Source organism: Pseudomonas macauensis (assembly GCF_047902425.1).
Lineage (GTDB): Bacteria > Pseudomonadota > Gammaproteobacteria > Pseudomonadales > Pseudomonadaceae > Pseudomonas.
On the sequence record NZ_CP138377.1, the window covers coordinates 5,078,645 to 5,101,771 of the forward strand.

The 23,127-nt window shown below is 62.4% G+C and carries 20 protein-coding genes and 2 tRNA genes; 1 reads left to right on the plus strand and 21 read right to left on the minus strand.

Annotated features, from left to right (window positions below; all coding sequences use genetic code 11):
* Positions 1 to 3: 3 nt before the first annotated feature.
* The 12 genes from rbfA to rlmE form a co-directional block, all read right to left on the minus strand.
* On the minus strand, positions 4 to 393 hold the full coding sequence (gene rbfA / locus SD196_RS23305; protein ID WP_275608710.1) for a 30S ribosome-binding factor RbfA: 390 nt from the start codon (positions 391 to 393) through the stop codon (positions 4 to 6).
* Positions 394 to 499: 106 nt separating this feature from the next.
* Positions 500 to 3,043, minus strand: coding sequence for a translation initiation factor IF-2 (infB, locus tag SD196_RS23310; RefSeq protein ID WP_416310724.1), 2,544 nt, complete (start codon positions 3,041 to 3,043; stop codon positions 500 to 502).
* 27 nt (positions 3,044 to 3,070) lie between these two features.
* Positions 3,071 to 4,552 carry a transcription termination factor NusA gene (gene nusA, locus SD196_RS23315; protein WP_015478930.1) on the minus strand — a complete coding sequence of 494 codons (1,482 nt, stop codon included), beginning with the start codon at positions 4,550 to 4,552 and terminating at the stop codon, positions 3,071 to 3,073.
* A 45-nt stretch (positions 4,553 to 4,597) separates the two neighbouring features.
* Positions 4,598 to 5,056, minus strand: a complete 459-nt coding sequence (gene rimP / locus SD196_RS23320) for a ribosome maturation factor RimP (RefSeq protein WP_207882729.1) — start codon at positions 5,054 to 5,056, stop codon at positions 4,598 to 4,600.
* 127 nt (positions 5,057 to 5,183) lie between these two features.
* Positions 5,184 to 5,260: transfer RNA gene (locus tag SD196_RS23325), tRNA-Met, on the minus strand.
* Between the two features lie 91 nt (positions 5,261 to 5,351).
* Positions 5,352 to 5,437 (minus strand) — tRNA-Leu (locus SD196_RS23330).
* Between the two features lie 16 nt (positions 5,438 to 5,453).
* On the minus strand, positions 5,454 to 5,846 hold the full coding sequence (gene secG, locus SD196_RS23335; protein ID WP_416310725.1) for a preprotein translocase subunit SecG: 393 nt from the start codon (positions 5,844 to 5,846) through the stop codon (positions 5,454 to 5,456).
* A 2-nt stretch (positions 5,847 to 5,848) separates the two neighbouring features.
* Positions 5,849 to 6,604: a triose-phosphate isomerase gene (tpiA, locus tag SD196_RS23340; protein ID WP_207882725.1), complete on the minus strand. Its 756-nt coding sequence runs from the start codon at positions 6,602 to 6,604 to the stop codon at positions 5,849 to 5,851.
* Between the two features lie 65 nt (positions 6,605 to 6,669).
* Positions 6,670 to 8,010 carry a phosphoglucosamine mutase gene (gene glmM, locus SD196_RS23345; protein WP_275608714.1) on the minus strand — a complete coding sequence of 447 codons (1,341 nt, stop codon included), beginning with the start codon at positions 8,008 to 8,010 and terminating at the stop codon, positions 6,670 to 6,672.
* On the minus strand, positions 8,007 to 8,876 hold the full coding sequence (gene folP / locus SD196_RS23350; RefSeq protein WP_416310726.1) for a dihydropteroate synthase: 870 nt from the start codon (positions 8,874 to 8,876) through the stop codon (positions 8,007 to 8,009). The genes glmM and folP overlap by 4 nt, the downstream gene beginning before the upstream one ends.
* 9 nt (positions 8,877 to 8,885) lie before the next feature.
* The gene (ftsH, locus tag SD196_RS23355; RefSeq protein WP_275608716.1) at positions 8,886 to 10,802 is read right to left on the minus strand and encodes an ATP-dependent zinc metalloprotease FtsH; all 1,917 of its coding nucleotides are present in this window, start codon (positions 10,800 to 10,802) and stop codon (positions 8,886 to 8,888) included.
* Between the two features lie 200 nt (positions 10,803 to 11,002).
* Complete coding sequence (rlmE, locus tag SD196_RS23360; protein ID WP_275608717.1) at positions 11,003 to 11,626, minus strand: 23S rRNA (uridine(2552)-2'-O)-methyltransferase RlmE; 624 nt, start codon at positions 11,624 to 11,626, stop codon at positions 11,003 to 11,005.
* Positions 11,627 to 11,705: 79 nt separating this feature from the next.
* Here rlmE and SD196_RS23365 point away from each other — a divergent pair, with 79 nt between their 5' ends.
* Positions 11,706 to 12,020, plus strand: coding sequence for a YhbY family RNA-binding protein (locus tag SD196_RS23365; protein ID WP_207882711.1), 315 nt, complete (start codon positions 11,706 to 11,708; stop codon positions 12,018 to 12,020).
* A gap of 42 nt (positions 12,021 to 12,062) precedes the next feature.
* Here SD196_RS23365 and SD196_RS23370 read toward each other — a convergent pair whose 3' ends face one another.
* The 9 genes from SD196_RS23370 to grpE all read right to left on the minus strand — a co-directional run bounded on the left by SD196_RS23370 (position 12,063) and on the right by grpE (position 23,045).
* Complete coding sequence (locus SD196_RS23370) at positions 12,063 to 12,497, minus strand: DUF4149 domain-containing protein (protein WP_370600073.1); 435 nt, start codon at positions 12,495 to 12,497, stop codon at positions 12,063 to 12,065.
* Positions 12,478 to 12,954: a transcription elongation factor GreA gene (gene greA, locus SD196_RS23375; protein ID WP_275608719.1), complete on the minus strand. Its 477-nt coding sequence runs from the start codon at positions 12,952 to 12,954 to the stop codon at positions 12,478 to 12,480. Before greA ends, SD196_RS23370 begins: the two co-directional genes overlap by 20 nt.
* A complete protein-coding gene (gene carB / locus SD196_RS23380) occupies positions 12,951 to 16,172 on the minus strand; it encodes a carbamoyl-phosphate synthase large subunit (RefSeq protein WP_275608720.1) in 3,222 nt (1,073 codons plus the stop codon). The genes greA and carB overlap by 4 nt, the downstream gene beginning before the upstream one ends.
* Before the next feature lie 19 nt (positions 16,173 to 16,191).
* Positions 16,192 to 16,845 carry a leucine efflux protein LeuE gene (gene leuE, locus SD196_RS23385; protein WP_026079047.1) on the minus strand — a complete coding sequence of 218 codons (654 nt, stop codon included), beginning with the start codon at positions 16,843 to 16,845 and terminating at the stop codon, positions 16,192 to 16,194.
* A gap of 43 nt (positions 16,846 to 16,888) precedes the next feature.
* Positions 16,889 to 18,025 (minus strand): glutamine-hydrolyzing carbamoyl-phosphate synthase small subunit, encoded by a 1,137-nt coding sequence (gene carA, locus SD196_RS23390; protein WP_343577129.1) that lies wholly within the window; start codon positions 18,023 to 18,025, stop codon positions 16,889 to 16,891.
* Between the two features lie 331 nt (positions 18,026 to 18,356).
* A complete protein-coding gene (gene dapB / locus SD196_RS23395; RefSeq protein ID WP_275608722.1) occupies positions 18,357 to 19,163 on the minus strand; it encodes a 4-hydroxy-tetrahydrodipicolinate reductase in 807 nt (268 codons plus the stop codon).
* A 58-nt stretch (positions 19,164 to 19,221) separates the two neighbouring features.
* Positions 19,222 to 20,352: a molecular chaperone DnaJ gene (gene dnaJ, locus SD196_RS23400; RefSeq protein ID WP_275608723.1), complete on the minus strand. Its 1,131-nt coding sequence runs from the start codon at positions 20,350 to 20,352 to the stop codon at positions 19,222 to 19,224.
* 122 nt (positions 20,353 to 20,474) lie between these two features.
* Positions 20,475 to 22,391 carry a molecular chaperone DnaK gene (dnaK, locus tag SD196_RS23405; protein WP_275608724.1) on the minus strand — a complete coding sequence of 639 codons (1,917 nt, stop codon included), beginning with the start codon at positions 22,389 to 22,391 and terminating at the stop codon, positions 20,475 to 20,477.
* Between the two features lie 90 nt (positions 22,392 to 22,481).
* The gene (gene grpE, locus SD196_RS23410; RefSeq protein WP_275608725.1) at positions 22,482 to 23,045 is read right to left on the minus strand and encodes a nucleotide exchange factor GrpE; all 564 of its coding nucleotides are present in this window, start codon (positions 23,043 to 23,045) and stop codon (positions 22,482 to 22,484) included.
* Positions 23,046 to 23,127: the final 82 nt, after the last annotated feature.

Consider the following 23,127-nt stretch of genomic DNA (forward strand, 5'->3'; position numbering starts at 1 on the left):
GCCTTACTCCTCGGAGTCGCCGCCGTGGCGGCGATCTTCCGCCACCGCCCGCTCGATCAGCGCCGACAGCTCCGCGCCGCGACGAATGCTGGCGTCATAGCTGAAGTGCAATTGCGGAACGGTACGCAGCTTCATCGCCTTGCCCAACTGCATACGCAGGAAGCCTGCGGCATCGTTGAGGATGTCGGTGTTCTGCTTCACCACCGCGGCATTGTCATCCTGTCCCATCACGGTGACGAACACCTTGGCATGGGACAGATCACGGGCCACGTCGACGCCGGTGATGGTCACCAGGCCCAGACGCGGGTCCTTGATTTCACGCTGGATCAGCAGCGCCAGTTCACGCTGCATCTGGTCGCCGATACGCTGGGTACGGCTGTACTCTTTGGCCATTTTCCTAACCTGCTTACCCGAGCCCTGAGACTGCGGGTCTGAAAGCGGCAAACGCCCGGGACGACTGGAAAGCCGGCCCGGGCGCTGCGTTCACGCTCGAATACCCTTACAGAGTACGAGCGACTTCGACCTTCTCGAACACTTCGATCTTGTCGCCGACGCGAACGTCGTTGTAGCTCTTCACGCCGATACCGCACTCCATGCCGGCACGGACTTCGGCGACGTCGTCCTTGAAGCGACGCAGGGATTCCAGTTCGCCTTCGAAGATCACCACGTCGTCGCGCAGCACGCGGATCGGACGGTTGCGGTGCACCAGCCCCTCGGTGACCATGCAGCCAGCGACCGCGCCGAACTTCGGCGAACGGAACACGTCACGCACTTCGGCGATACCCAGGATGTTCTCGCGAACATCGCTGCCGAGCATGCCGGTCAGGGCTTTCTTGACGTCTTCGATGATGTCGTAGATCACGTTGTAGTAACGCATGTCGAGGCCTTCGGACTCGACGATCTTGCGCGCACCAGCGTCGGCACGGACGTTGAAGCCGAACAGCACCGCGTTGGAGGCCAGCGCCAGGTTGGCATCGGACTCGGTGATACCACCGACGCCGCCGCCGACCACGCGAACCTGCACTTCGTCGTTGCCCAAACCAACCAGCGAGCCCTGCAAGGCCTCCAGAGAACCACGAACGTCGGCCTTGAGGACGATGTTGAGGGTCTTCTTCTCGTCCTGGCCCATGCTCTCGAAGATGTTCTCGAGCTTGGCGGACTGCTGGCGAGCCAGTTTGACTTCGCGGAACTTGCCCTGACGGAACAGAGCGACTTCGCGGGCCTTCTTCTCGTCGGCCACCACGGTCATCTCGTCACCGGCATCCGGGGTGCCATCCAGGCCGAGGATCTCGACCGGAATGGACGGACCGGCTTCCTTGATCGGCTTGCCGTTCTCGTCGAGCATCGCACGGACGCGGCCGTAGTTGACGCCGACCAGGACCATGTCGCCCTGACGCAGGGTACCGTCCTGGACCAGCACGGTGGCTACCGGGCCACGGCCCTTGTCCAGGCGGGACTCGACCACCACGCCACGGCCCGGGGCCGACGGAGTGGCTTTGAGTTCCAGTACTTCGGCTTGCAGCAGTACCGCTTCGAGCAGTTCGTCGACGCCGGTACCCATCTTGGCGGATACGTGGACGAAGGGAGCATCGCCACCCCACTCTTCCGGAATCACATCCAGAGCGGCCAGGCCGTTCTTGATGTTGTCCGGGTTCGCGTCCGGCTTGTCGATCTTGTTCACCGCGACCACGATCGGCACGCCAGCGGCTTTCGCGTGCTGCACGGCTTCCTGGGTCTGCGGCATCACGCCGTCGTCCGCCGCCACCACCAGGATGACGATGTCGGTCGCCTGGGCACCACGGGCACGCATCGCGGTGAACGCGGCGTGGCCAGGGGTGTCGAGGAAGGTGACCATGCCGCGGTCGGTTTCCACGTGGTAGGCGCCGATGTGCTGGGTGATGCCGCCGGCTTCGCCCGCCGCCACCTTGGCACGACGGATGTAGTCGAGCAGCGAGGTCTTGCCGTGGTCGACGTGACCCATCACGGTCACCACCGGCGCACGCGGTACGGCCTCGCCTTCGAACTTCAGCGACTCGGCCAGCTGTTCTTCCAGCGCGTTCTCGCTGACCAGCTTGACCTTGTGGCCGAACTCTTCGGCTACCAGTTGGGCAGTTTCCTGATCGAGCACCTGGTTGATGGTGACCGGGCTGCCCATCTTGAACATGAACTTGACGACATCGGCACCCTTGACCGCCATCTGCTGAGCGAGCTCAGCCACGGTAATGGTCTCGCCGATACTGACTTCGCGCACAATCGGTCCTGTCGGGCTCTGGAACCCGTGCTGGTTACGCTTCTTGAGCTTGGCCTTGCCACGACCACCGCCGCGACGACCGAAACTGTCTTCGTCGTCTACGCCTGCACGGACGACACGCGGAGCGCTGGTCTTTTCCTTTTCCTTGATCGACGGGCGATGCTGGGCATGCTTGCGATCACGGCGCTCGTCCTCGTCTTCGCGCTTGGGCGCACGACGCGGCTCTTCCTTCTTGCGGTCATCCGCGGCCGGAGCCGGGGCTGCTGCAGCGACGGCAGCCGGAGCAGCTGCCGGTGCGGCGGCGCGCGGAGCATCCGCGGCAGCGGGCTGAGCGGCAACCGCTGCAGTAGTTTCAGCGGCCTGACGGGCAGCCTCGACCTGACGGCGAGCTTCCTCTTCGGCGGCACGCTGACGGGCATCTTCCTCAGCCTTCAGACGCACCGCTTCTTCCGCGGCGCGCTGCTCTTCCAGCTCACGCTGACGCTCGGCCTCGAGCTCTGCGGGGTCACGCTTGACGTAGGTTTTCTTCTTGCGGACCTCGACGCTGACGGTCTTGCTGCCAGCGACTTTCAAGGTCGAAGTGGTCTTGCGTTGCAGGGTGATCTTGCGCGGCTCTTCCGCGCGCTCACCATGGCTGCCCTTCAGGTGGGCCAACAGCGCTTGCTTCTCGCTGTCGGTCACCACCTGCTCGGCGTTGTTATGCGGCAGACCCGCTTCGCGCATCTGCTGCAGCAGGCGCTCTACCGGCGTATCGACCGTCTTGGCCAGTTCTTTCACCGTGACTTGCGTCATGCACTTCTCTCCTCAGGCCGCGAATGCTTACTCGAACCAATGGGCCCGGGCGGCCATGATCAACTTGCCGGCACGCTCTTCGTCCATGCCGTCGATGTCGAGCAGATCGTCAATGGATTGCTCGGCAAGATCTTCACGGGTGGTTACGCCACGCAGCGCCAGGTCAACGGCCAGCTCTTTGGTCATGCCATCGAGGCTGAGCAGGTCTTCGGCAGGTTGTGCGTCGGCAAGTTTTTCTTCAGTGGCGATGGCTTTGGTCAGCAGGCGGTCCTTGGCACGCGAGCGCAGCTCGTTGACGATGTCCTCGTCGAAGCCGTCGATGCTGAGCATCTCTTCCATCGGTACGTAGGCGATTTCTTCCAGGGTGGTGAAGCCTTCTTCCACCAGCACCTGGGCCAGTTCCTCGTCGACATCCAGCTCGTCGACGAAACGTTGCAGGATGTCGCCAGTCTCAGCCTGCTGCTTGGCCTGGATATCGGCCTCGGTCATCACGTTCAGGGTCCAGCCGGTGAGCTGGCTGGCCAGACGTACGTTCTGGCCACTGCGGCCAATGGCCTGGGCCAGGTTGTCCTCGGCGACGGCGATATCCATGGTGTGGGTATCTTCGTCGACGATGATCGCGGCCACTTCGGCCGGAGCCATGGCGTTGATAACGAACTGCGCGGGGTTGTCGTCCCACAGGACGATGTCCACACGCTCGCCGCCCAATTCGCCGGAAACGGCCTGGACACGGGAACCACGCATACCGATGCAGGCGCCCTGCGGGTCGATACGCTTGTCCTTGGAGCGGACGGCAATCTTGGCGCGCGAGCCCGGATCACGGGCGGCGGCCATCACGTCGATCAGCTGTTCGGCGATTTCCGGTACTTCGATGCGGAACAGCTCGATCAGCATTTCCGGCGCGGTACGCGACAGGACCAGTTGCGGACCACGGTTCTCGCTGCGGATTTCCTTGAGCAGGGCACGCACACGGGTACCGACGCGGAAGGTTTCACGCGGGATGATCTGGTCGCGGGCCAGCAGCGCTTCGGCGTTGTTGCCCAGGTCGACGATCACGTTGTCGCGGGTGACCTTCTTGACGGTGCCGGAAATGATCTCGTTGACCTTCTCGCGGTAGGCATCGACCACCTGAGCGCGCTCGGCTTCGCGAACCTTCTGCACGATGACCTGCTTGGCAGTCTGCGCAGCGATACGGCCGAACTCGATGGATTCGATCTTCTCTTCAATGACCTCGCCGGCCTTCATGCCGGGGTGCTCTTCCTGCACGTCTTCGACGGTCAGTTCCGATGCCGGATTGGAGTAGTCCTCGTCCTCGACGATGGTCCAGCGACGGAAGGTCTCGTAGTTGCCATTGGCGCGGTTGATTTCCACGCGCAGGTCAACCTCGTCCTCGAAACGCTTTTTGGTCGCGGTCGCCAGGGCCAGTTCCAGCGCTTCGAAAATCACGCCAGGCGGTACACCCTTTTCGTTGGATACCGACTCAACAACCAGCAGTACTTCTTTGCTCATCGTACGCCTCGCCTTTCAATCCATTGGAATCCGCGCTGTGGCGGCTCACTCAAATCGGGGAATGATGTTGGCCTTGTCGATCGAGTCGACCGGCAGCAGGTATTCATGGTCGTCCACCAGGACCACCACATCCTGCTCCTCCACACCACGGAGAATGCCCTGGAAATTGCGCCGCCGTTCGAAGGGCGTGCGCAGCTTGATCTTTACCTGTTCGCCGACGTAGCGGGCGAACTGGTCAAGCGTAAAGAGAGGCCGATCCATGCCGGGCGACGACACTTCCAAGGTGTACTCGCCACTGATCGGATCTTCCACGTCCAGGATGCCGCTGACCTGACGACTGACGATCTCGCAGTCATCGATCAGGATGCCTTCCGGACGGTCGATATAGACCCGAAGCAGGGAATGGCGACCTTGGGAAATGAACTCCAGGCCCCAGCACTCATAGCCGAGCGCTTCTACTACAGGGGCCAACAAGGCCTGCAACTGTTCTAGCTTGCTCGACACCTGATCGCCTCGCGTATGCTGTAGAAATAAAAAATGGGCGAAACGCCCATCCCTTAAGGACCGCCCTGACCTGGCGGCACGGACTGTCCAGCTAGCAAAAAGCCCCTGAAAAGGGGCTCTGCCAAACTGGTTGCGGGAGCAGGATTTGAACCTACGACCTTCGGGTTATGAGCCCGACGAGCTACCAGACTGCTCCATCCCGCGTCAAAGCTGGTGCGAAATTATACGGTTGAGCCCCTTGAAGGTCAACCGAAACTCCGGAACGAAAAGGCCCGCACAGCGGGCCTTTCGTATATGGTACCGAGGAGGGGACTCGAACCCCTACAGCCTATGGCCACTACCACCTCAAGGTAGCGTGTCTACCAATTCCACCACCTCGGCAAAAACTCTTGCCTGCTTACTTCTGCTCAGGAGCTGCCGGAACATCGCTATTACCGGCCGCAGGAGCTTGCTGCTGCTCTTGCGAACCCGGCACATCGTTAGCTGCCGGAGCCTTTTCCTGCTTTTGCTCCATCACTACCGGATCAGGAAGGCCGGCATGACGAATCATATCAGCTTTTTCTTTAGCAAAATACGCTAAACCCAGGCTAGTAATGAAAAAAACTGCAGCAAGTATAGCAGTAAAACGACTCAGGAAGGTAGCAGAACCTTGGCTACCGAAAACGGTGGCCGAAGCACCTGCACCAAACGACGCACCAGCGTCGGCACCCTTGCCATGCTGAAGCAGGACCAGCACAACCAGACCCAGCGCCATCAGCAGGTGAATCACGATTACAACTGTTTCCAGCATCTTCAGTTTCCTGCGGCGCGACAGATCGCACCGAACTCATCCGCATTCAGGGAAGCCCCACCAATGAGCCCCCCATCGATATCCGGCATTCCGAACAGCTCGACAGCATTGGCTGCCTTGACGCTGCCGCCGTACAGGAGACGAAGACCGCGGGCCACTTCAGCGTTTTCCGCCGAAAGCTGCGCACGGATCGCCGCGTGCACTTCCTGGGCTTCCTCGGGAGAAGCTGTCAGCCCCGTCCCAATCGCCCACACCGGCTCGTAAGCCACAACGGCGCGGGAAAACGCCCCGACGCCCAAATCTTCGATCACCGAGCCCAACTGGCGCCCGACGACTTCCAAAGTCTTGCCCGCCTCGCGCTGCTCGCGGGTCTCACCCACGCACAACACCGGAACCAGGCCGCACGACTGAACCGCTGCAAACTTGCGACTGATCACGCCATCGCTTTCACCCAGAATCAGGCGACGCTCGGAGTGGCCAACCAGCACCAGGGAGCAGCTCGCATCCGCCAGCTGACTGGCTGCGACCTCGCCCGTAAGAGCACCCTGCATGGGTTCAACCGCGCAATTCTGCGCACCGACGGCAATCGCCTTACCTTCCAGACCATGCTTGACCTGGTTGATGTACAGACAGGGCGGAAACACCGCCACGTCGACACCCGTAGGAAGAGCCAGTTGCCGCAGGCCTTTGATCAGCTCCGTTACGCTGGAGCGGGTACCGTGCATTTTCCAATTACCGGCCACCAGGGGTCGACGCATGCTGTACCTCGCTGAGCAAAGTGGGCGCAGATATTACTCGACAGATTTAGAACTGACAAGAGAAATCAAGCACATACCTCGGTCACGACTTTCGCTAGCTGCTCGGCATAAGCTCGCACCCGAGTCTCTTCGTCACCCTCGACCATCACCCGAACCAACGGCTCGGTACCGGACTTGCGCAAAAGAACTCGGCCACGGCCCGCCATTTCATCGGTGACCTTGGCACAGGCCTCCTTGACTGCAGGGTGTTCCAGCGGGTCCACGTCACCGCCGGCAAAGCGCACGTTGATCAGCACCTGCGGACACTTGCGGATGCCCATGCGCGCCTCGGCCAGATTCTGCCCACGCGTTTTCAGCGCCATCAGCACCTGTAATGCCGCAATGATTGCATCACCGGTGGTCGTATGCTGGCAGCATACGACATGACCGGAGTTCTCGCCGCCCAACTGCCAGTTACGCGCCTGCAATTCGGACATCACATAACGGTCGCCGACCTTGGCGCGCACAAACGGGATGCTCAGGTCCTGCAATGCCAGCTCCAGACCCAGGTTGCTCATCAACGTCCCCACCACGCCGCCATGCAGCTTGCCGCGATCGAGCAGGTCGCGGGCGATGAGGAAGATAATCTCGTCACCATCGACCACCGCACCGGTGTGATCCACCATCATCACTCGGTCGCCATCGCCATCGAAGGCGATCCCTATGTCGGCTTGCTCGGCCAGCACGGCAGCCTGCAGCGCCTCCATATGGGTCGAGCCGCAGTTTTCATTGATGTTCAAGCCGTTCGGTTGCACGCCGATCACCGACACCTCGGCACCCAGCTCACGGAACACGCTCGGGGCGATCTTGTAGGTCGCCCCATGGGCACAATCGACCACGATACGCAGCCCGGCGAAGTCAGTGTTCGACGGCACACTGCTCTTGCAGAACTCGATGTAGCGGCCCGCCGCGTCGTTGATGCGCGACACTTTCCCCAAGCGGGCCGACTCAACCACGGTCATTGGGGTATCGAGCAGTTCCTCGATAACCAGTTCGACCTCATCGGGCAGCTTGGTGCCGTGACCGGAGAAGAACTTGATGCCGTTATCGTCATGCGGATTGTGCGAGGCACTGATGACGATACCGGCTTCGGCATGGAAGGTGCGAGTCAGATAAGCGATGCCCGGGGTTGGCATCGGGCCAAGCAACATCACATCGGCGCCAGCCGCGGACAGCCCCGCTTCCAGGGCGGATTCGAACATGTAACCGGAAATCCGGGTGTCCTTGCCCACCAGCACACGGCACTTGCCCTGCTGACGGAACGCCATGCCGACGGCCCAACCCAGCTTGAGCACGAAGTCCGGCGTGATCGGCGGCGTGCCTACACGGCCGCGAATACCATCGGTGCCGAAATACTTCCTGCTCATGCGGGCATCCCCTCTTCTCTAGCACTTTCTACTGCGTGAATCATCCGAACCACGTCCACGGTCTCGGCGACATCATGGACACGGATAATGCTGGCACCCCTGGCCACCGCCAGAGCTGCCAGCGCCAGGCTTCCATAGAGACGCCCATCGACCTCTCGACCCAGCGCGCGACCGACCATGCTCTTGCGGGATACCCCGACCAGCATTGGGCAGCCCAACTCCATCACTCGCTCCATCTGCCGGAACAGGCTGAGGTTGTGATTCTGAGTCTTGGCGAAACCGAAGCCGGGATCGACGATGATCCGTTCCCGGGCAATGCCCACCGCTTCGCACGCCGCGATACGCTCCTCGAGGAAGCCCAAAACCTCCTGAAGGATGTCCGGGTAGCGCGGATCGTCCTGCATATTCCCCGGCTCGCCGCGCATGTGCATCAGGCAGACCGGTAGACCGCTATCGACCGCGGCATCCAGCGCGCCATCGCGCTGCAGCGAACGCACGTCATTGATCAACCCAGCCCCCAGCCGCGCGGTTTCGCGCATCACCGCCGGGGTCGAAGTGTCCACTGAAATCACCACATCCAGCTCGCGAGCGATGGCCTCGACCACCGGCGCCACGCGCTCCAGCTCTTCGGTTGGCGAAACGACGCGCGCACCCGGCCGGGTCGATTCACCGCCGACATCGATCAGCGTGGCACCGGCCTCGACCATCTCAGCCGCATGGCGCAGCGCCACATCCAGCCGATTGAAACGGCCGCCGTCGGAGAAGGAATCAGGGGTGACGTTGAGGATGCCCATGACGTGCGGGCGACTTAAATCAAGAACCCGGTTGCCGCAAGGCAACCGGGTCGGGTGGTACAACGAACTCATTCAGTGCTCTCAGTGTTCGCCAGCGGGCCCGCCAATCGGGTTTTCCTGGCGTCCTTCGTCGCGCGGCGAAGCAGCATTGCCGGAGGAGCCGGAGTTGCCGCCCTGCCAATCGCGCGGCTCGCGCGGAGTGCGGCCGGCCATGATGTCGTCGATCTGATCGGCGTCGATGGTTTCATATTTCATCAGCGCGTCAGCCATCATGTCGAGCTTGTCGCGGTTCTCCTCCAGCAGACGCTTGGCGGTGCCGTAGCAGTCGTCGATGATGCGGCGCACTTCCTGGTCGATCATCTTGGCGGTCTCGCCGGAGACGTTGGCGTGCTGGCTACCGGCGCTGCGACCGAGGAAGACCTCACCCTCTTCTTCCGCGTACATCAGCGGACCGAGTTTTTCCGACAGGCCCCACTTGGTCACCATGTTCCGCGCCAGCTGGGTGGCCCGCATGATGTCGTTGGAGGCACCCGTGGTGACGCCTTCGAAGCCCAGGGTCATCTCTTCGGCGATACGGCCACCGAACAGCGAGCAGATCTGGCTTTCCAGGGCACGCTTGGACAGGCTGTAGCGATCCTCTTCCGGCAGGAACATGGTCACGCCCAGGGCCCGGCCGCGCGGGATGATGGAAACCTTGTAGACCGGATCGTGTTCCGGAACCAGGCGGCCGACGATAGCGTGGCCGGCTTCGTGGAACGCGGTGTTCTTCTTCTCCTTCTCGGACATGACCATGGTCTTGCGCTCAGCGCCCATCATGATCTTATCCTTGGCCAGCTCGAACTCGCGCATGTCGACGATGCGCTTGTTGGCGCGAGCGGCGAACAGCGAAGCCTCGTTGACCAGGTTGGCCAGGTCGGCACCGGAGAAGCCCGGGGTACCGCGCGCAATCACGGCCGGATCGACGTTGTCGCCCAGCGGGACCTTGCGCATGTGCACTTTCAGAATCTGCTCGCGACCACGGATGTCCGGCAGACCGACCACCACCTGGCGGTCGAAGCGGCCCGGACGCAGCAGCGCAGGGTCGAGTACGTCCGGACGGTTGGTCGCGGCGATGACGATGATGCCGTCATTCATCTCGAAGCCGTCCATCTCCACCAGCAACTGGTTGAGGGTCTGTTCGCGCTCGTCATGACCGCCGCCCAGGCCGGCGCCACGATGACGGCCGACGGCGTCGATCTCGTCGATGAAGATGATGCAGGGCGCGTGCTTCTTGGCCTGGTCGAACATGTCGCGAACGCGCGAGGCGCCCACGCCGACGAACATTTCCACGAAGTCCGAACCGGAAATGGTGAAGAACGGCACCTTGGCCTCGCCAGCGATCGCCTTGGCGAGCAGAGTCTTACCGGTGCCGGGCGGGCCGACCATCAGCACACCGCGCGGGATGCGGCCACCCAGGCGCTGGAACTTGCCCGGATCGCGAAGGAATTCCACCAGCTCGCTGACCTCTTCCTTGGCCTCGTCGCAACCGGCAACGTCAGCAAAGGTGGTCTTCACCTGGTCTTCCGACAGCAGGCGCGCCTTGCTCTTGCCGAAGCTCATCGGGCCGCCGCGGCCACCACCGCCGCCCTGCATCTGCCGCATGAAGAACATGAAGACGGCGATGATCACCAGGATCGGGAAGCTGGCGACCAGCAACTGGGTCCAGATGCTCTGCTGCTCGGGCTGCTTACCCTCGACAACCACGTTGTTGTTGACCAGGTCGCCGATCAGGCCGTTGTCCTGGATCGCCGGGCGGATGGTCTTGAAGGTGTCACCATCCTGGCGCTTGCCAGTGATGACGTAACCGTCGACGGTTACGCGCTCGACCTTGCCGTCCTTCACCTGTTGGATGAAGTCCGAGTAATTGAGCGTCTGCGGCTCGCTCGGGCTGGAGAAGTTGTTCATCACGGTGACGAGTACCGCCGCGATGATCAGCCACAGGATCAGGTTCTTTGCCATGTCGTTCAATTGACTACCCTCTGAAGCCGGCTCCGCCCTGGAAACCGCTTCGCACGACGGCCAGACTCCTTCCGGCCAAAATTACTACACAACTCCCACCCCAGGCAGGCGTCGTCTGTAACCCTTTATGAACCCCGGCTTACGCCGGCACAAGCAAAAGCTGCGGGCTATAGACCAATAGCCGGCACAATCATTCCAGTCTAGGCGCCGCGAAAGCCTCGTGCGAGCAGATACTGCTCCCGCGAACGATCGCGGGACGACAGTGGTTTACGCATCTGCACCTTCTCGAAGTTCTCGCGAACCTGCTTGTGGTAAGCGTCGAAACCCTCACCCTGGAAAATCTTGATCAGGAAATCGCCCCCCGGACGCAGCACACGAGTGCAGAGATCCAGGGCCAGCTCGCAGAGGAACATGGCGCGCGGCATGTCCACGGCGGGCAGTCCACTCATATTGGGGGCCATATCCGAAATCACAAGGTCTACCGGATTTTCCCCGATAGCCTGGAGCAAATTGGCAAAAACCTCGTCCTCGGTGAAGTCACCCTGGATGAAGGTGACATCCGGGATGCTGTCCATCGGCAGGATGTCCGAGGCGATCAGGATGCCCTTGTCGCCGATCACCCGGCTGGTGACCTGGGACCAGCCGCCTGGTGCCGCGCCGAGGTCGACCACGGTCATGCCTGGACGCAGGATGCGATCCTTCTCCTGGATTTCCAGCAGCTTGTAGCTGGCGCGCGAGCGATAACCGTCGCGCTGTGCCATCTTCACGTACGGATCGTCGAAATGTTCTTTCAGCCAGCGATGGCTAGTCTTGGAACGGGCCACGTATTACCTCGTCTGAGCGGCATCCCGGTATAACCGAAACTCGGGTAGAATATCCGCCTTTTTTCCCAGGGGTCAGATTATGGCGCTCTCTCAGGAGCAGAAAAAGCAGTTCAAATCTATCGGGCATCACCTGAAACCCGTATTGACCGTTGCTGAAAACGGTCTGTCGGAAGGCGTGATGGCCGAGCTTGAGCGTGCGCTCAACGATCATGAATTGATCAAGGTGCAGTTCCGCATCGCCGAACGCGACGACCGTCGCGCGCTGATCGACGAACTCTGCCAGAACGGCAGCTGCGAACTGATCCAGGTCATCGGCAAGATGGCGCTGATCTATCGCCGCAATCCCAAGCCGAACAAGAACCTGTCAAACATCAGCCGCTACAGCGGTCTCTGACAGTCAAGCCCGGCAGCGCGGAGCCGGCAAGGCTCCGCAGCGTCAACTCCGCTCGTCCCGCCCCGGCGCCGGCTGCAGCACCAGCAGCAACCCGCAGAGCGCCACCACCAGGTAGTTGAACAGCAGCCAGCGCTCAGCGTCAGGCGCAACCTGGCGCACTCCGAAATACACCACCGTCATCACCAGCACGCTGAGCAGCAACTGCCCACGCATCTCGCGCGTGAAGGCGGCGAATCCGCGCGCCTGCCAGAGCACCAGGGCCTGGAGCAGCGCGCAGAAACCGGCGAAACCCAGCAGCAACGGCTTCAGGGCCTGCGCCACCGCATCCACCAGCAGCGGCGCCAAGCCGATCTTGCCCAGCGCCGGCAGCATCACGAACTGAAGCAGCCAAAGGCCGCCGACCCAGAATGTCTGGGCCAGCAGCCAACTGATGGTGCCTGCGCTTGGACTTTGCCGATCAGGCGTGGCGGACTTCAACGATCTCGTACTCGACGTCGCCACCCGGAGTCTTCACCAGTACGGCGTCGCCTTCGGTCTTGCCGATCAGCGCACGGGCGATCGGCGAGTTGACCGAGATTTTGCTGTTCTTGATGTCAGCCTCGTCGTCGCCGACGATCTGGTAGGTCACCGTCTCATCGGTCTCGACGTTGGCGATATCCACGGTGGTACCGAAGATCACCTTGCCAGTGTGCGGAATGGTGGTCACGTCGATGATCTGCGCGTTGGATAGCTTGGCCTCGATGTCGCGGATGCGAGCCTCGGACATGCCCTGCTGTTCACGGGCGGCGTGGTACTCGGCGTTTTCCTTCAGGTCGCCCAGCTCACGCGCTTCGGCGATGGCCTGGGTGATCTGCGGGCGCAGAACGGTCTTCAGGTGTTTCAGTTCTTCTTCCAGGGCGCGAGCGCCCTGGACGGTCATTGGAAATTTGCTCATGCGTTGATTCCTGCATGGAGATCCTGCAGTCGGCGAACGGTCTTCTCGGGACCGAACTTGAGCGCCTCACAGATCGCCTGACCCGCCGCGATGGTGGTGGTGCAGTAGATCTTGTGCTGCAGGGCGTTACGACGGATGGAGTACGAGTCAGCGATGGACTGGCGACCTTCGGTGGTGTTGATGATCAGAGTGACTTCGTCATTCTTGATCATGTCGACCACGTGCGGACGGCCTTCGGTCACCTTGTTCACGCGGCGCACCGGCAGACCGGCGGCTTCGATGCCCTTGGCGGTACCGGCAGTCGCGACAACCTCGAAGCCCAGGGCAATCAGATCGCGAGCGACCTGGACGGCCTGCTGCTTGTCGTCATCGCGGACGCTGATGAAGGCACAACCGGCATTCGGCAGGATTTCGCTGGCACCCAGCTGGGCCTTGGCGAATGCCTCACCGAAGCTGTCGCCGACACCCATCACCTCGCCAGTGGATTTCATCTCTGGGCCGAGGATCGGGTCGACGCCGGGGAACTTGGCGAACGGGAACACCGCTTCCTTGACGCTATAGTACGGCGGGATCACCTCTTCGGTGAAGCCGACTTCGGCCAGGGACTTGCCAGCCATGACGCGGGCCGCGACCTTGGCCAGGGATTCGCCGATGCACTTGGAGACGAACGGCACGGTACGGGACGCGCGCGGGTTCACCTCGATCACGTAGATATCCTCGCCCTGTACGGCCATCTGCACGTTCATCAGACCGACCACGCCGAGTTCCAGGGCCATCTTCTTGACCTGCTCGCGGATCTCGTTCTGGATGTGCTCGGGCAGCGAGTACGGCGGCAGCGAGCAGGCGGAGTCACCGGAGTGCACGCCAGCCTGTTCGATATGCTGCATGATCGCGCCGATCACCACGGTCTCGCCGTCGCACACCGCATCGATGTCGACTTCGATGGCGCAGTTCAGGAAGCGATCCAGCAGCACCGGGCTGTCGTTGGAAACCTTCACGGCTTCGCGCATGTAGCGCTTGAGCTCTTCTTCCTGGTAGACGATTTCCATCGCGCGGCCGCCCAGCACGTAGGACGGGCGCACCACCATCGGGTAGCCGATGTTCTTCGACAGTTCCAGGGCCTGGTCTTCGCTGCGCGCGGTGGCGTTAGCCGGCTGGCGCAGGTTCAGGCGCTGGACCATCTGCTGGAAGCGCTCGCGGTCTTCAGCGCGGTCGATGGCGTCCGGGCTGGTGCCGATGATCGGCACACCGGCCTCTTCCAGGGCGCGGCAGAGTTTCAGCGGAGTCTGGCCGCCGTACTGCACGATGACACCCTTGGGCTGCTCGACGCGGACGATTTCCAGCACGTCTTCCAGGGTTACCGGCTCGAAGTACAGACGGTCGGACGTGTCGTAGTCGGTGGAGACGGTTTCCGGGTTGCAGTTGACCATGATGGTCTCGTAACCGTCTTCACGCATGGCCAGCGCGGCGTGTACGCAGCAGTAGTCGAACTCGATACCCTGGCCGATGCGGTTCGGACCGCCGCCCAGGATCATGATCTTGTCGCGAGTCGACGGATTGGCTTCGCACTCTTCCTCGTAGGTCGAGTACATGTAGGCGGTGTCGGTGGCAAATTCGGCGGCGCAGGTATCCACGCGTTTGTACACCGGCAGCACCTTGAGCTTCTGGCGATGGCTGCGCAGGTTCTTCTCGGTCACGCCGAGCAGCTTGGCCAGACGGGCGTCGGAGAAGCCCTTGCGCTTGAGCTTGTACATCAGGTCGCGGTCGATGGCGGACAGACCCAGGGTCTTCACGCGCTCTTCGTCCTTGACCAGGTCTTCGATCTGCACCAGGAACCACTCGTCGATGCGGGTCAGGTCGAAGACTTCGGCGATGCTCTTGCCGGCGCGGAAGGCGTCGGCGACGTACCAGATGCGGTCGGCGTTGGGCACGGTCAGCTCGCGCTTGAGGATGCTCTCAGCTTCCGGATCGTGCAGGTCCAGCTTCGGATCGAAGCCGGTGGCGCCGACTTCCAGGCCGCGCAGGGCTTTCTGCACGGATTCCTGGAAGGTGCGGCCGATGGCCATGACTTCACCCACGGACTTCATCTGGGTGGTCAGGCGGGCGTCGGCTTTCGGGAATTTCTCGAAGGCGAAACGCGGGATCTTGGTGACGACGTAGTCGATCGCCGGCTCGAAGGACGCCGGGGTGCGGCCGCCGGTGATGTCGTTCTGCAGCTCGTCAAGGGTGTAGCCGACGGCCAGCTTGGCGGCGATCTTGGCGATCGGGAAGCCAGTGGCCTTGGAAGCCAGCGCCGAGGAACGGGATACACGCGGGTTCATCTCGATCACGACCATGCGGCCGGTGTTCGGGCAGATGCCGAACTGCACGTTCGAGCCGCCGGTTTCCACGCCGATCTCACGCAGCACCGCCAGGGAGGCGTTGCGCATGATCTGGTATTCCTTGTCGGTCAGGGTCTGGGCCGGCGCCACGGTGATGGAGTCACCGGTGTGCACGCCCATCGGGTCGAAGTTCTCGATGGAGCAGACGATGATGCAGTTGTCCTTCTTGTCGCGGACAACCTCCATCTCGTATTCCTTCCAGCCGATCAGCGATTCGTCGATCAGCAGCTCATTGGTCGGCGACAGGTCCAGACCACGGGCGCAGATTTCTTCGAACTCTTCGCGGTTGTAGGCGATGCCGCCACCGGTGCCGCCCATGGTGAAGGACGGACGGATGATGCAGGGGAAGCCGACCTTCTCCAGCACGCCATAGGCTTCTTCCATGCTATGGGCGATGCCCGAGCGCGGGCAGGCCAGGCCGATGTCACGCATGGCCTTGTCGAAGCGCGAGCGGTCTTCGGCCTTGTCGATGGTGTCGGCGTTGGCGCCGATCATTTCCACGCCGAACTGCTCGAGCACGCCATGGCGCTCCAGGTCCAGGGCGCAGTTCAGAGCGGTCTGGCCGCCCATGGTCGGCAGCAGCGCGTCAGGGCGCTCCTTCTCGATGATCTTGGCGACGGTCTGCCACTTGATCGGCTCGATGTAGGTGGCGTCGGCCATGGCCGGATCGGTCATGATGGTGGCCGGGTTGGAGTTCACCAGGATGACACGGAAGCCTTCTTCCTTCAGGGCCTTGCAGGCCTGTGCGCCGGAGTAGTCGAACTCGCAGGCCTGGCCGATGACGATCGGGCCGGCGCCGAGGATCAGGATGCTCTTGATGTCTGTACGCTTGGGCATGGGACTCTCGTTGCAATATTCAGGAAAGGGTTGCGCTGGCCAGCTTCACGCCAAAGCCGACGAACAGGGCGCCGACGCCACTCGAGGCGCCGGCAGCCAACCGTTGCCGCCGACGGAACCAGGCCGCCAGACGCACACCGGAGAAAATCAGGAAACTCAGGTACAGGGCGCTGATGATCTCGAGGATCGTGCCCAGCACCAGGAACGACAGGCCGGGGTAGGCGTAACCCGGGTCGACGAACTGGATGAAGAAGGAGATGAAGAAAAGGATCGCCTTGGGGTTGGACAGGCTCAGCAGCAGCGCCTTGCGGAACGGCTGGTTGACGTCCACTTCCTTGGCCGGCGCGGCGGCCGCTTCCAGCGGGTGGCGCAGCTTCTGCCAGCCACCGCGGAGCATGCCGATCCCCAGGTAGAAGAGGTAGGCGGCGCCGACGTACTTCAGACCCAGAAACAGCATCGGCTCGGCCTTGAGCACCGAGGCGATACCCAGCGCCGACAGGAACATCAGGATCGCATCACCCAGGAACACCGCACTCGCCGCCCGATAGCCCGAGGCCACGCCGCGCTGGGCGGCGGTGGCGAGGACGAACAGCGAGTTCGGCCCCGGCAGCAGGACGATGAACAACGTACCCAGGACGTAGGTCCAGAGGTCGGTGATTCCCAGGGTCGGCATCATCTTCTTCTACCTCTTCCGTCTAGTTCGCACCAGGCCGGACTCAGCGGCGCTCGGCCATCGCCGCGATGAAGCGGTCGAACAGCGGAGCGACGTCGTGCGGACCAGGGCTGGCTTCCGGGTGACCCTGGAAGCTGAAGGCTACCTTGTCGGTGCGCTCGATACCCTGCAGGGTGCCGTCGAACAACGACTTGTGGGTAGCGCGCAGGTTGGCCGGCATGCTCGCCTCGTCCACGGCGAAACCGTGGTTCTGGCTGGTGATCATCACCACGCCCGAATCCAGGTCCTGCACCGGGTGGTTGGCACCGTGGTGGCCGTGGCCCATTTTCAGGGTCTTGGCGCCGGAAGCCAGGGCCAGCAGCTGGTGGCCGAGGCAGATGCCGAACACCGGGATCTCGGTGTCGAGGAACTCGCGGATAGCCTGGATGGCGTAATCGCACGGCTCGGGGTCGCCAGGACCGTTGGAGAGGAAGATGCCGTCCGGATTCAGGGCGAGCACTTCGCTGGCCGGGGTCTGTGCCGGCACGACGGTCAGGCGGCAGCCGCGGGCTACCAGCATGCGCAGGATGTTCAGCTTCACGCCGAAATCGTAGGCAACCACGTGGTACGGCAGGTCGGCAGCGGCGATTTCCGGATGGCTGTCGGTTTCCAGGTTCCACACGCTGGAACGCCACTCGTAGCGCTCGGTGGAGGAAACGACTTTCGCCAGGTCCATGCCTTTCAGGCCCGGGAAGCCCCGCGCCAGTTCGAGGGCTTTTTCCTCGGTGGCGTCGGGGCCTGCCAGGATGCAGCCGTTCTGCGAACCCTTCTCGCGCAGGATGCGGGTCAGGCGGCGGGTATCGATGCCGGCGATGGCAACGGTACCGCTCTCTTTCAGGTAGTCCGGCAGGGACTGCTTGTCGCGCCAGCTGCTGGAGAGCAGCGGCAGGTCGCGAATGATCAGGCCGGCGGCCCAGACCTTGTTCGACTCGGCGTCTTCCGGCGTGGTGCCGGTGTTGCCGATGTGCGGGTAGGTCAGGGTGACGATCTGTTGGGCGTAGGAAGGATCGGTGAGGATTTCCTGGTAGCCGGTCATGGCGGTGTTGAACACCACCTCTCCGACGGTCTGGCCGTCGGCGCCGATGGCTTCACCGCGAAAAACGCTGCCGTCGGCAAGTGCAAGTATGGCTGGCTTAGTCAAGAAGACCTCCCGTAGTTCAAGCCTGGCTGGGCGTGCGCAGATTGTAAAAAAGCGGGATGACATCAGAAGAAGTCATCCCGCTTTTTATGTGATCATGCTGCGCTGCTTTTAGTGGACACACTAAAGCTGTAGTTTACAGAAAAGCGACATCATGGTCCACCTTTTGCACGACGTACGGCTATGCCACCCAGCGTCAGCTTTCGATCTCGCGAGCTAGAGTCGGGCAAGGCGGATAGGAATCGAGGGCACGGAGTTTACACGTGCTAAATGAGCACCCGAGGCTCCTATCCAACGCCGCCCGGACGACGCGCAACAGATCGAAAGCGGGTGCTCAGCGAAGGCCAAGCACGTCCTGCATGTCGTACAGGCCATTGGCCTGCCCTTCCAGCCACTGCGCTGCACGCACAGCGCCACGAGCGAAAGTCATGCGGCTCGAGGCCTTGTGGGTGATTTCCACGCGCTCGCCGTCGGCGGCGAACAGCACGGTGTGATCGCCCACCACGTCGCCGGCACGCACGGTGGCGAAGCCGATGGTCTCGCGCGGACGAGCTCCGGTCTGACCTTCGCGACCATAGACGGCCACTTTTTCCAGATCACGCCCCAGCGCATTGGCGACCACTTCACCCATGCGCAGCGCAGTACCGGATGGCGCATCGACCTTGTGACGGTGGTGCGCCTCGATGATTTCGATGTCCACCTCATCACCCAGCACGCGAGCAGCGGTGTCGAGCAGCTTCAGGCAGAGATTCACCCCCACACTGTAGTTGGCGGCAAAGACGATCGGGATATCCTTGGCCGCATCACTCAGCAGCGCCTTCTCCTCGACGGTGAAGCCGGTGGTGCCGATAACCATGGCCTTGCCGGCCTTGCGGCAGACTTCCAGGTTCTTCAGGGTGACGGTCGGGTGGGTAAAGTCGATCAGTACGTCGAACTCGTCGACCACCTTGACCAGGTCGCCCGACAGCGGCACGCCAATGCGCCCCAGGCCCGCCAGCTCGCCCGCGTCAGCGCCCACCAGCGTGCTGTCCGGGCGGTCGACCGCCGCCGTCAGGCCGGCGCTGCCATTGGTCTGCTGCACCGCTTCGATCAGGGTCTTGCCCATGCGCCCGGCGGCGCCCATTACGGCTATACGTCGCATATAAAACTGCTCCAAAGCTAGAAAGCCCCGGACGATTCACATCGTCCAGGGCCTTGCATCATAGATCGTCGAAGAAGCGCTTCATGCCCTCGAACCAGCCACTGGCCTTGGGCGAATGGGAAGAGTTGCCCTGCAGGGTGCCGCGGAACTCTTCGAGCAACTCGCGCTGACGCTTGTCCAGGTTGACCGGGGTTTCCACGACGACGCGACACATCAGGTCGCCGGCACCGCCACCGCGCACCGGGGCAACACCCTTGCCGCGCAGGCGGAACAGCTTGCCGGTCTGGGTGCCTTCGGGAATCTTCAGCTTCACGCGACCATCCAGGGTCGGCACTTCCAGCTCGCCACCCAGGGCCGCGTCGGCGAAACTGATCGGCACTTCGCAGTACAGGTGCTTGCCGTCGCGCTGGAAGATGTCGTGCTCACGCACGTTCACCACCACGTACAGGTCGCCCGCCGGGCCACCATGGGCACCGGCCTCGCCTTCGCCGGTCAGACGGATGCGGTCACCGGTATCGACGCCGGCCGGCACTTTCACCGACAAGGTCTTGTGTTCTTCCACGCGCCCCTGGCCGTGGCAGGAGCCACAGGGGTCGGTGATCATCTTGCCGCTGCCGTGACAGCGCGGGCAGGTCTGCTGGACCGAGAAGAAGCCCTGCTGCATACGCACCTGGCCGATACCGCCGCAGGTGGTACAGGTGACCGGCGTGGTGCCGGGCTTGGCGCCGCTTCCGCTGCAGGTCTTGCAGCCGACCAGGGTGGGAACACGGATAGTCACGGTGGTACCGCGAACCGCGTCTTCCAGATCCAGGTCGAGGGTGTAGCGCAGGTCGGCGCCACGCGCCGGGCCGCCACGGGAGCCGCCACGACCGCCGCCACCGCCGAAGAAGTCGCTGAAGACATCACCGAAGATGTCCGAGAAGCTCGCACCACCGAAGCCGGCGCCACCGCCACCCATCTGCGGGTCGACGCCGGCATGGCCGTACTGATCGTAGGCCGCGCGCTTGCTGGCGTCGGACAGGACCTCGTACGCCTCGTTGGCCTCCTTGAATTTGTCCTCGGCTTCCTTGTCGCCGGGGTTGCGGTCCGGGTGGTACTTCATGGCAAGCCGACGATAGGCCTTCTTCAGGTCCGACTCGCTGGCGCCACGCTCGACACCCAGTACCTCGTAAAAATCACGTTTGGCCATAAATTCTTTGCACCTTGAAAACCTCTCCCCCAGACACGCCAACGCGGGAGCAAGCCCCCGCGTGACGTTTCATGCGCACCGACACGCTGGTCGGTGCGCCGGAGCGGAAGCAAGCACGCGGCTTACTTGTTCTCCTTGACCTCTTCGAACTCGGCATCGACGACATCGTCGCCAGCCTTGTCGTCAGCGGCCTCGCCCTGAGCGGCAGCGCCCGGCTGCGGCTGTTCGGCGTACATCTTCTGCGCCAGCGGGGTGGACGCCTGGGACAGCGCGTTCATCTTCGCTTCGATCTCGGCCTTGTCGTCGCCCTTCACGGCAACTTCCAGCTCGCCCAGCGCTTTCTCGATGGCAGCTTTCTCCTCGGCAGTGGCCTTGTCGCCAGCCTCGGTGACCATCTTGCGAGTCGCATGGACCAGCGCATCACCCTGGTTGCGGGCAGCGGCCAGCTCCTCGAACTTGCGGTCTTCCTCGGCGTTCGCCTCGGCGTCACGCACCATCTGCGCGATCTCGTCCTCGGACAGGCCGGAGGAAGCCTTGATCACGATGGACTGCTGCTTGCCGGTAGCCTTGTCTTTGGCGCCGACGTGCAGGATGCCGTTGGCGTCGATGTCGAAGGTCACTTCGATCTGCGGCACACCGCGCGGAGCCGGCGGAATGTCGGCCAGGTCGAACTTGCCCAGCGACTTGTTCTGCGCGGCTTGCTTGCGCTCGCCCTGCAGCACGTGGATGGTCACGGCGCCCTGGTTGTCATCGGCGGTGGAGAACACCTGCGACTTCTTGGTCGGGATGGTGGTGTTCTTGTCGATCAGCGCGGTCATCACGCCACCGAGGGTTTCGATACCCAGGGTCAGCGGGGTGACGTCGAGCAGCAGCACGTCCTTCACGTCGCCGGCCAGCACGGCACCCTGGATGGCAGCACCCATGGCAACGGCTTCGTCCGGATTGACGTCCTTGCGAGCTTCCTTGCCGAAGAACTCGGCAACGGTCTTCTGCACCAGCGGCATACGGGTCTGGCCGCCGACCAGGATCACTTCGTCGATCTTCGAGACGTCCAGGCCTGCGTCTTTCAGCGCAACACGGCACGGCTCGATGGTGCGGGTGACCAGGTCTTCCACCAGGGATTCCAGCTTGGCGCGGGAAACCTTGACATTCAGGTGTTTCGGGCCGCTGGCGTCAGCGGTGACGTACGGCAGGTTGACGTCGGTCTGCTGAGTCGAGGACAGCTCGATCTTGGCCTTCTCGGCAGCTTCCTTCAGGCGCTGCATGGCCAGCGGGTCGCCCTTCAGGTCCATGCCCGACTCTTTCTTGAACTCTTCAACGAGGTAGTCGATCAGGCGCAGGTCGAAGTCTTCACCGCCCAGGAAGGTGTCGCCGTTGGTGGCCAGCACTTCGAACTGGTGCTCGCCATCGACTTCGGCGATTTCGATCACGGAAACGTCGAAGGTACCGCCACCCAGGTCATACACGATGATGGTGTGGTCGCCCTTGGCCTTGTCCAGGCCGTAGGCCAGCGCAGCCGCGGTCGGCTCGTTGATGATGCGCTTGACGTCCAGACCGGCGATACGACCGGCGTCCTTGGTGGCCTGACGCTGGCTGTCGTTGAAGTAGGCCGGAACGGTGATGACCGCTTCGGTGACCGGCTCGCCCAGGTAATCCTCGGCGGTCTTCTTCATCTTCTTCAGGACTTCGGCGGAGACCTGCGGCGGAGCCATCTTCTGGCCCTTGGCCTCGACCCAGGCGTCGCCGTTGTCAGCCTTGACGATGGCGTAAGGCACCATCTTGATGTCTTTCTGTACGACGTCTTCTTCGAAGCGACGACCGATCAGGCGCTTCACCGCGTACAGGGTGTTCTTCGGGTTGGTCACGGCCTGGCGCTTGGCCGGCTGACCGACCAGAATTTCGCCGTCGTTGGCGTAACCGATGATCGACGGGGTGGTACGAGCGCCTTCGGCGTTCTCGATGACCTTGACGTTACCGTTCTCCAGGATGGACACACAGGAGTTGGTGGTCCCCAGGTCGATACCAATGATTTTGCCCATATTTCACTCTCCAGAAATTAGATTCCGCGCTGACCCTGTTGCGGGTCTTTGGCTCGGTTGATTACCCAGATGGGGACCGGGTGGTGGATTTCAAGCCTTCTCGTCGATCGAAGGCGGGGTTTGTTCGGGCGCCTTGCTGACCACGACCATCGCCGGACGCAGCAGGCGACCGTTGAGCAGGTAACCCTTCTGGAACACCTTGACCACGCTACCCGGCTCCAGACGCACGCTCTCTTCCATCGCCATGGCTTGGTGATGCTCGGGATTGAACGGCTCGCCGTGCGGATCGACCGGCTCGAGATTGAAGCGCTTCAGGGTGTCGTGGAACATCTTCAGCGTCAGCTCGATGCCTTCGCGCATCGGCTTGATCGCCTCGTCTTCCGGGTTCGACATCTCCAGCGCGCGCTCGAGGGTATCGACGATCGGCAGCAGGTCGCCGGCGAATTTCTCCAAGGCGAACTTGTGCGCTTTTTCCACGTCCTGCTCGGCGCGGCGGCGGACGTTCTGCAGTTCGGCGACGGCGCGCAGGCTCTGATCCTTGGCCGCGGCGAGCTGCTCTTCCAGCTCCAGCACGCGGGCGTTCAGGTCCTCGGCAGCACCGGTTTCCGGCTGCTCGTTGAACTGGGAATCCCGAGTCTGTTGTTCGTCAGACATGCCACTCTCCTAAAAAAGAAAATAAGCCTTTGAAAACAAAGCGAACCTATTGGTCCGCGGCTCTGCCGTCTATATGGGGCGG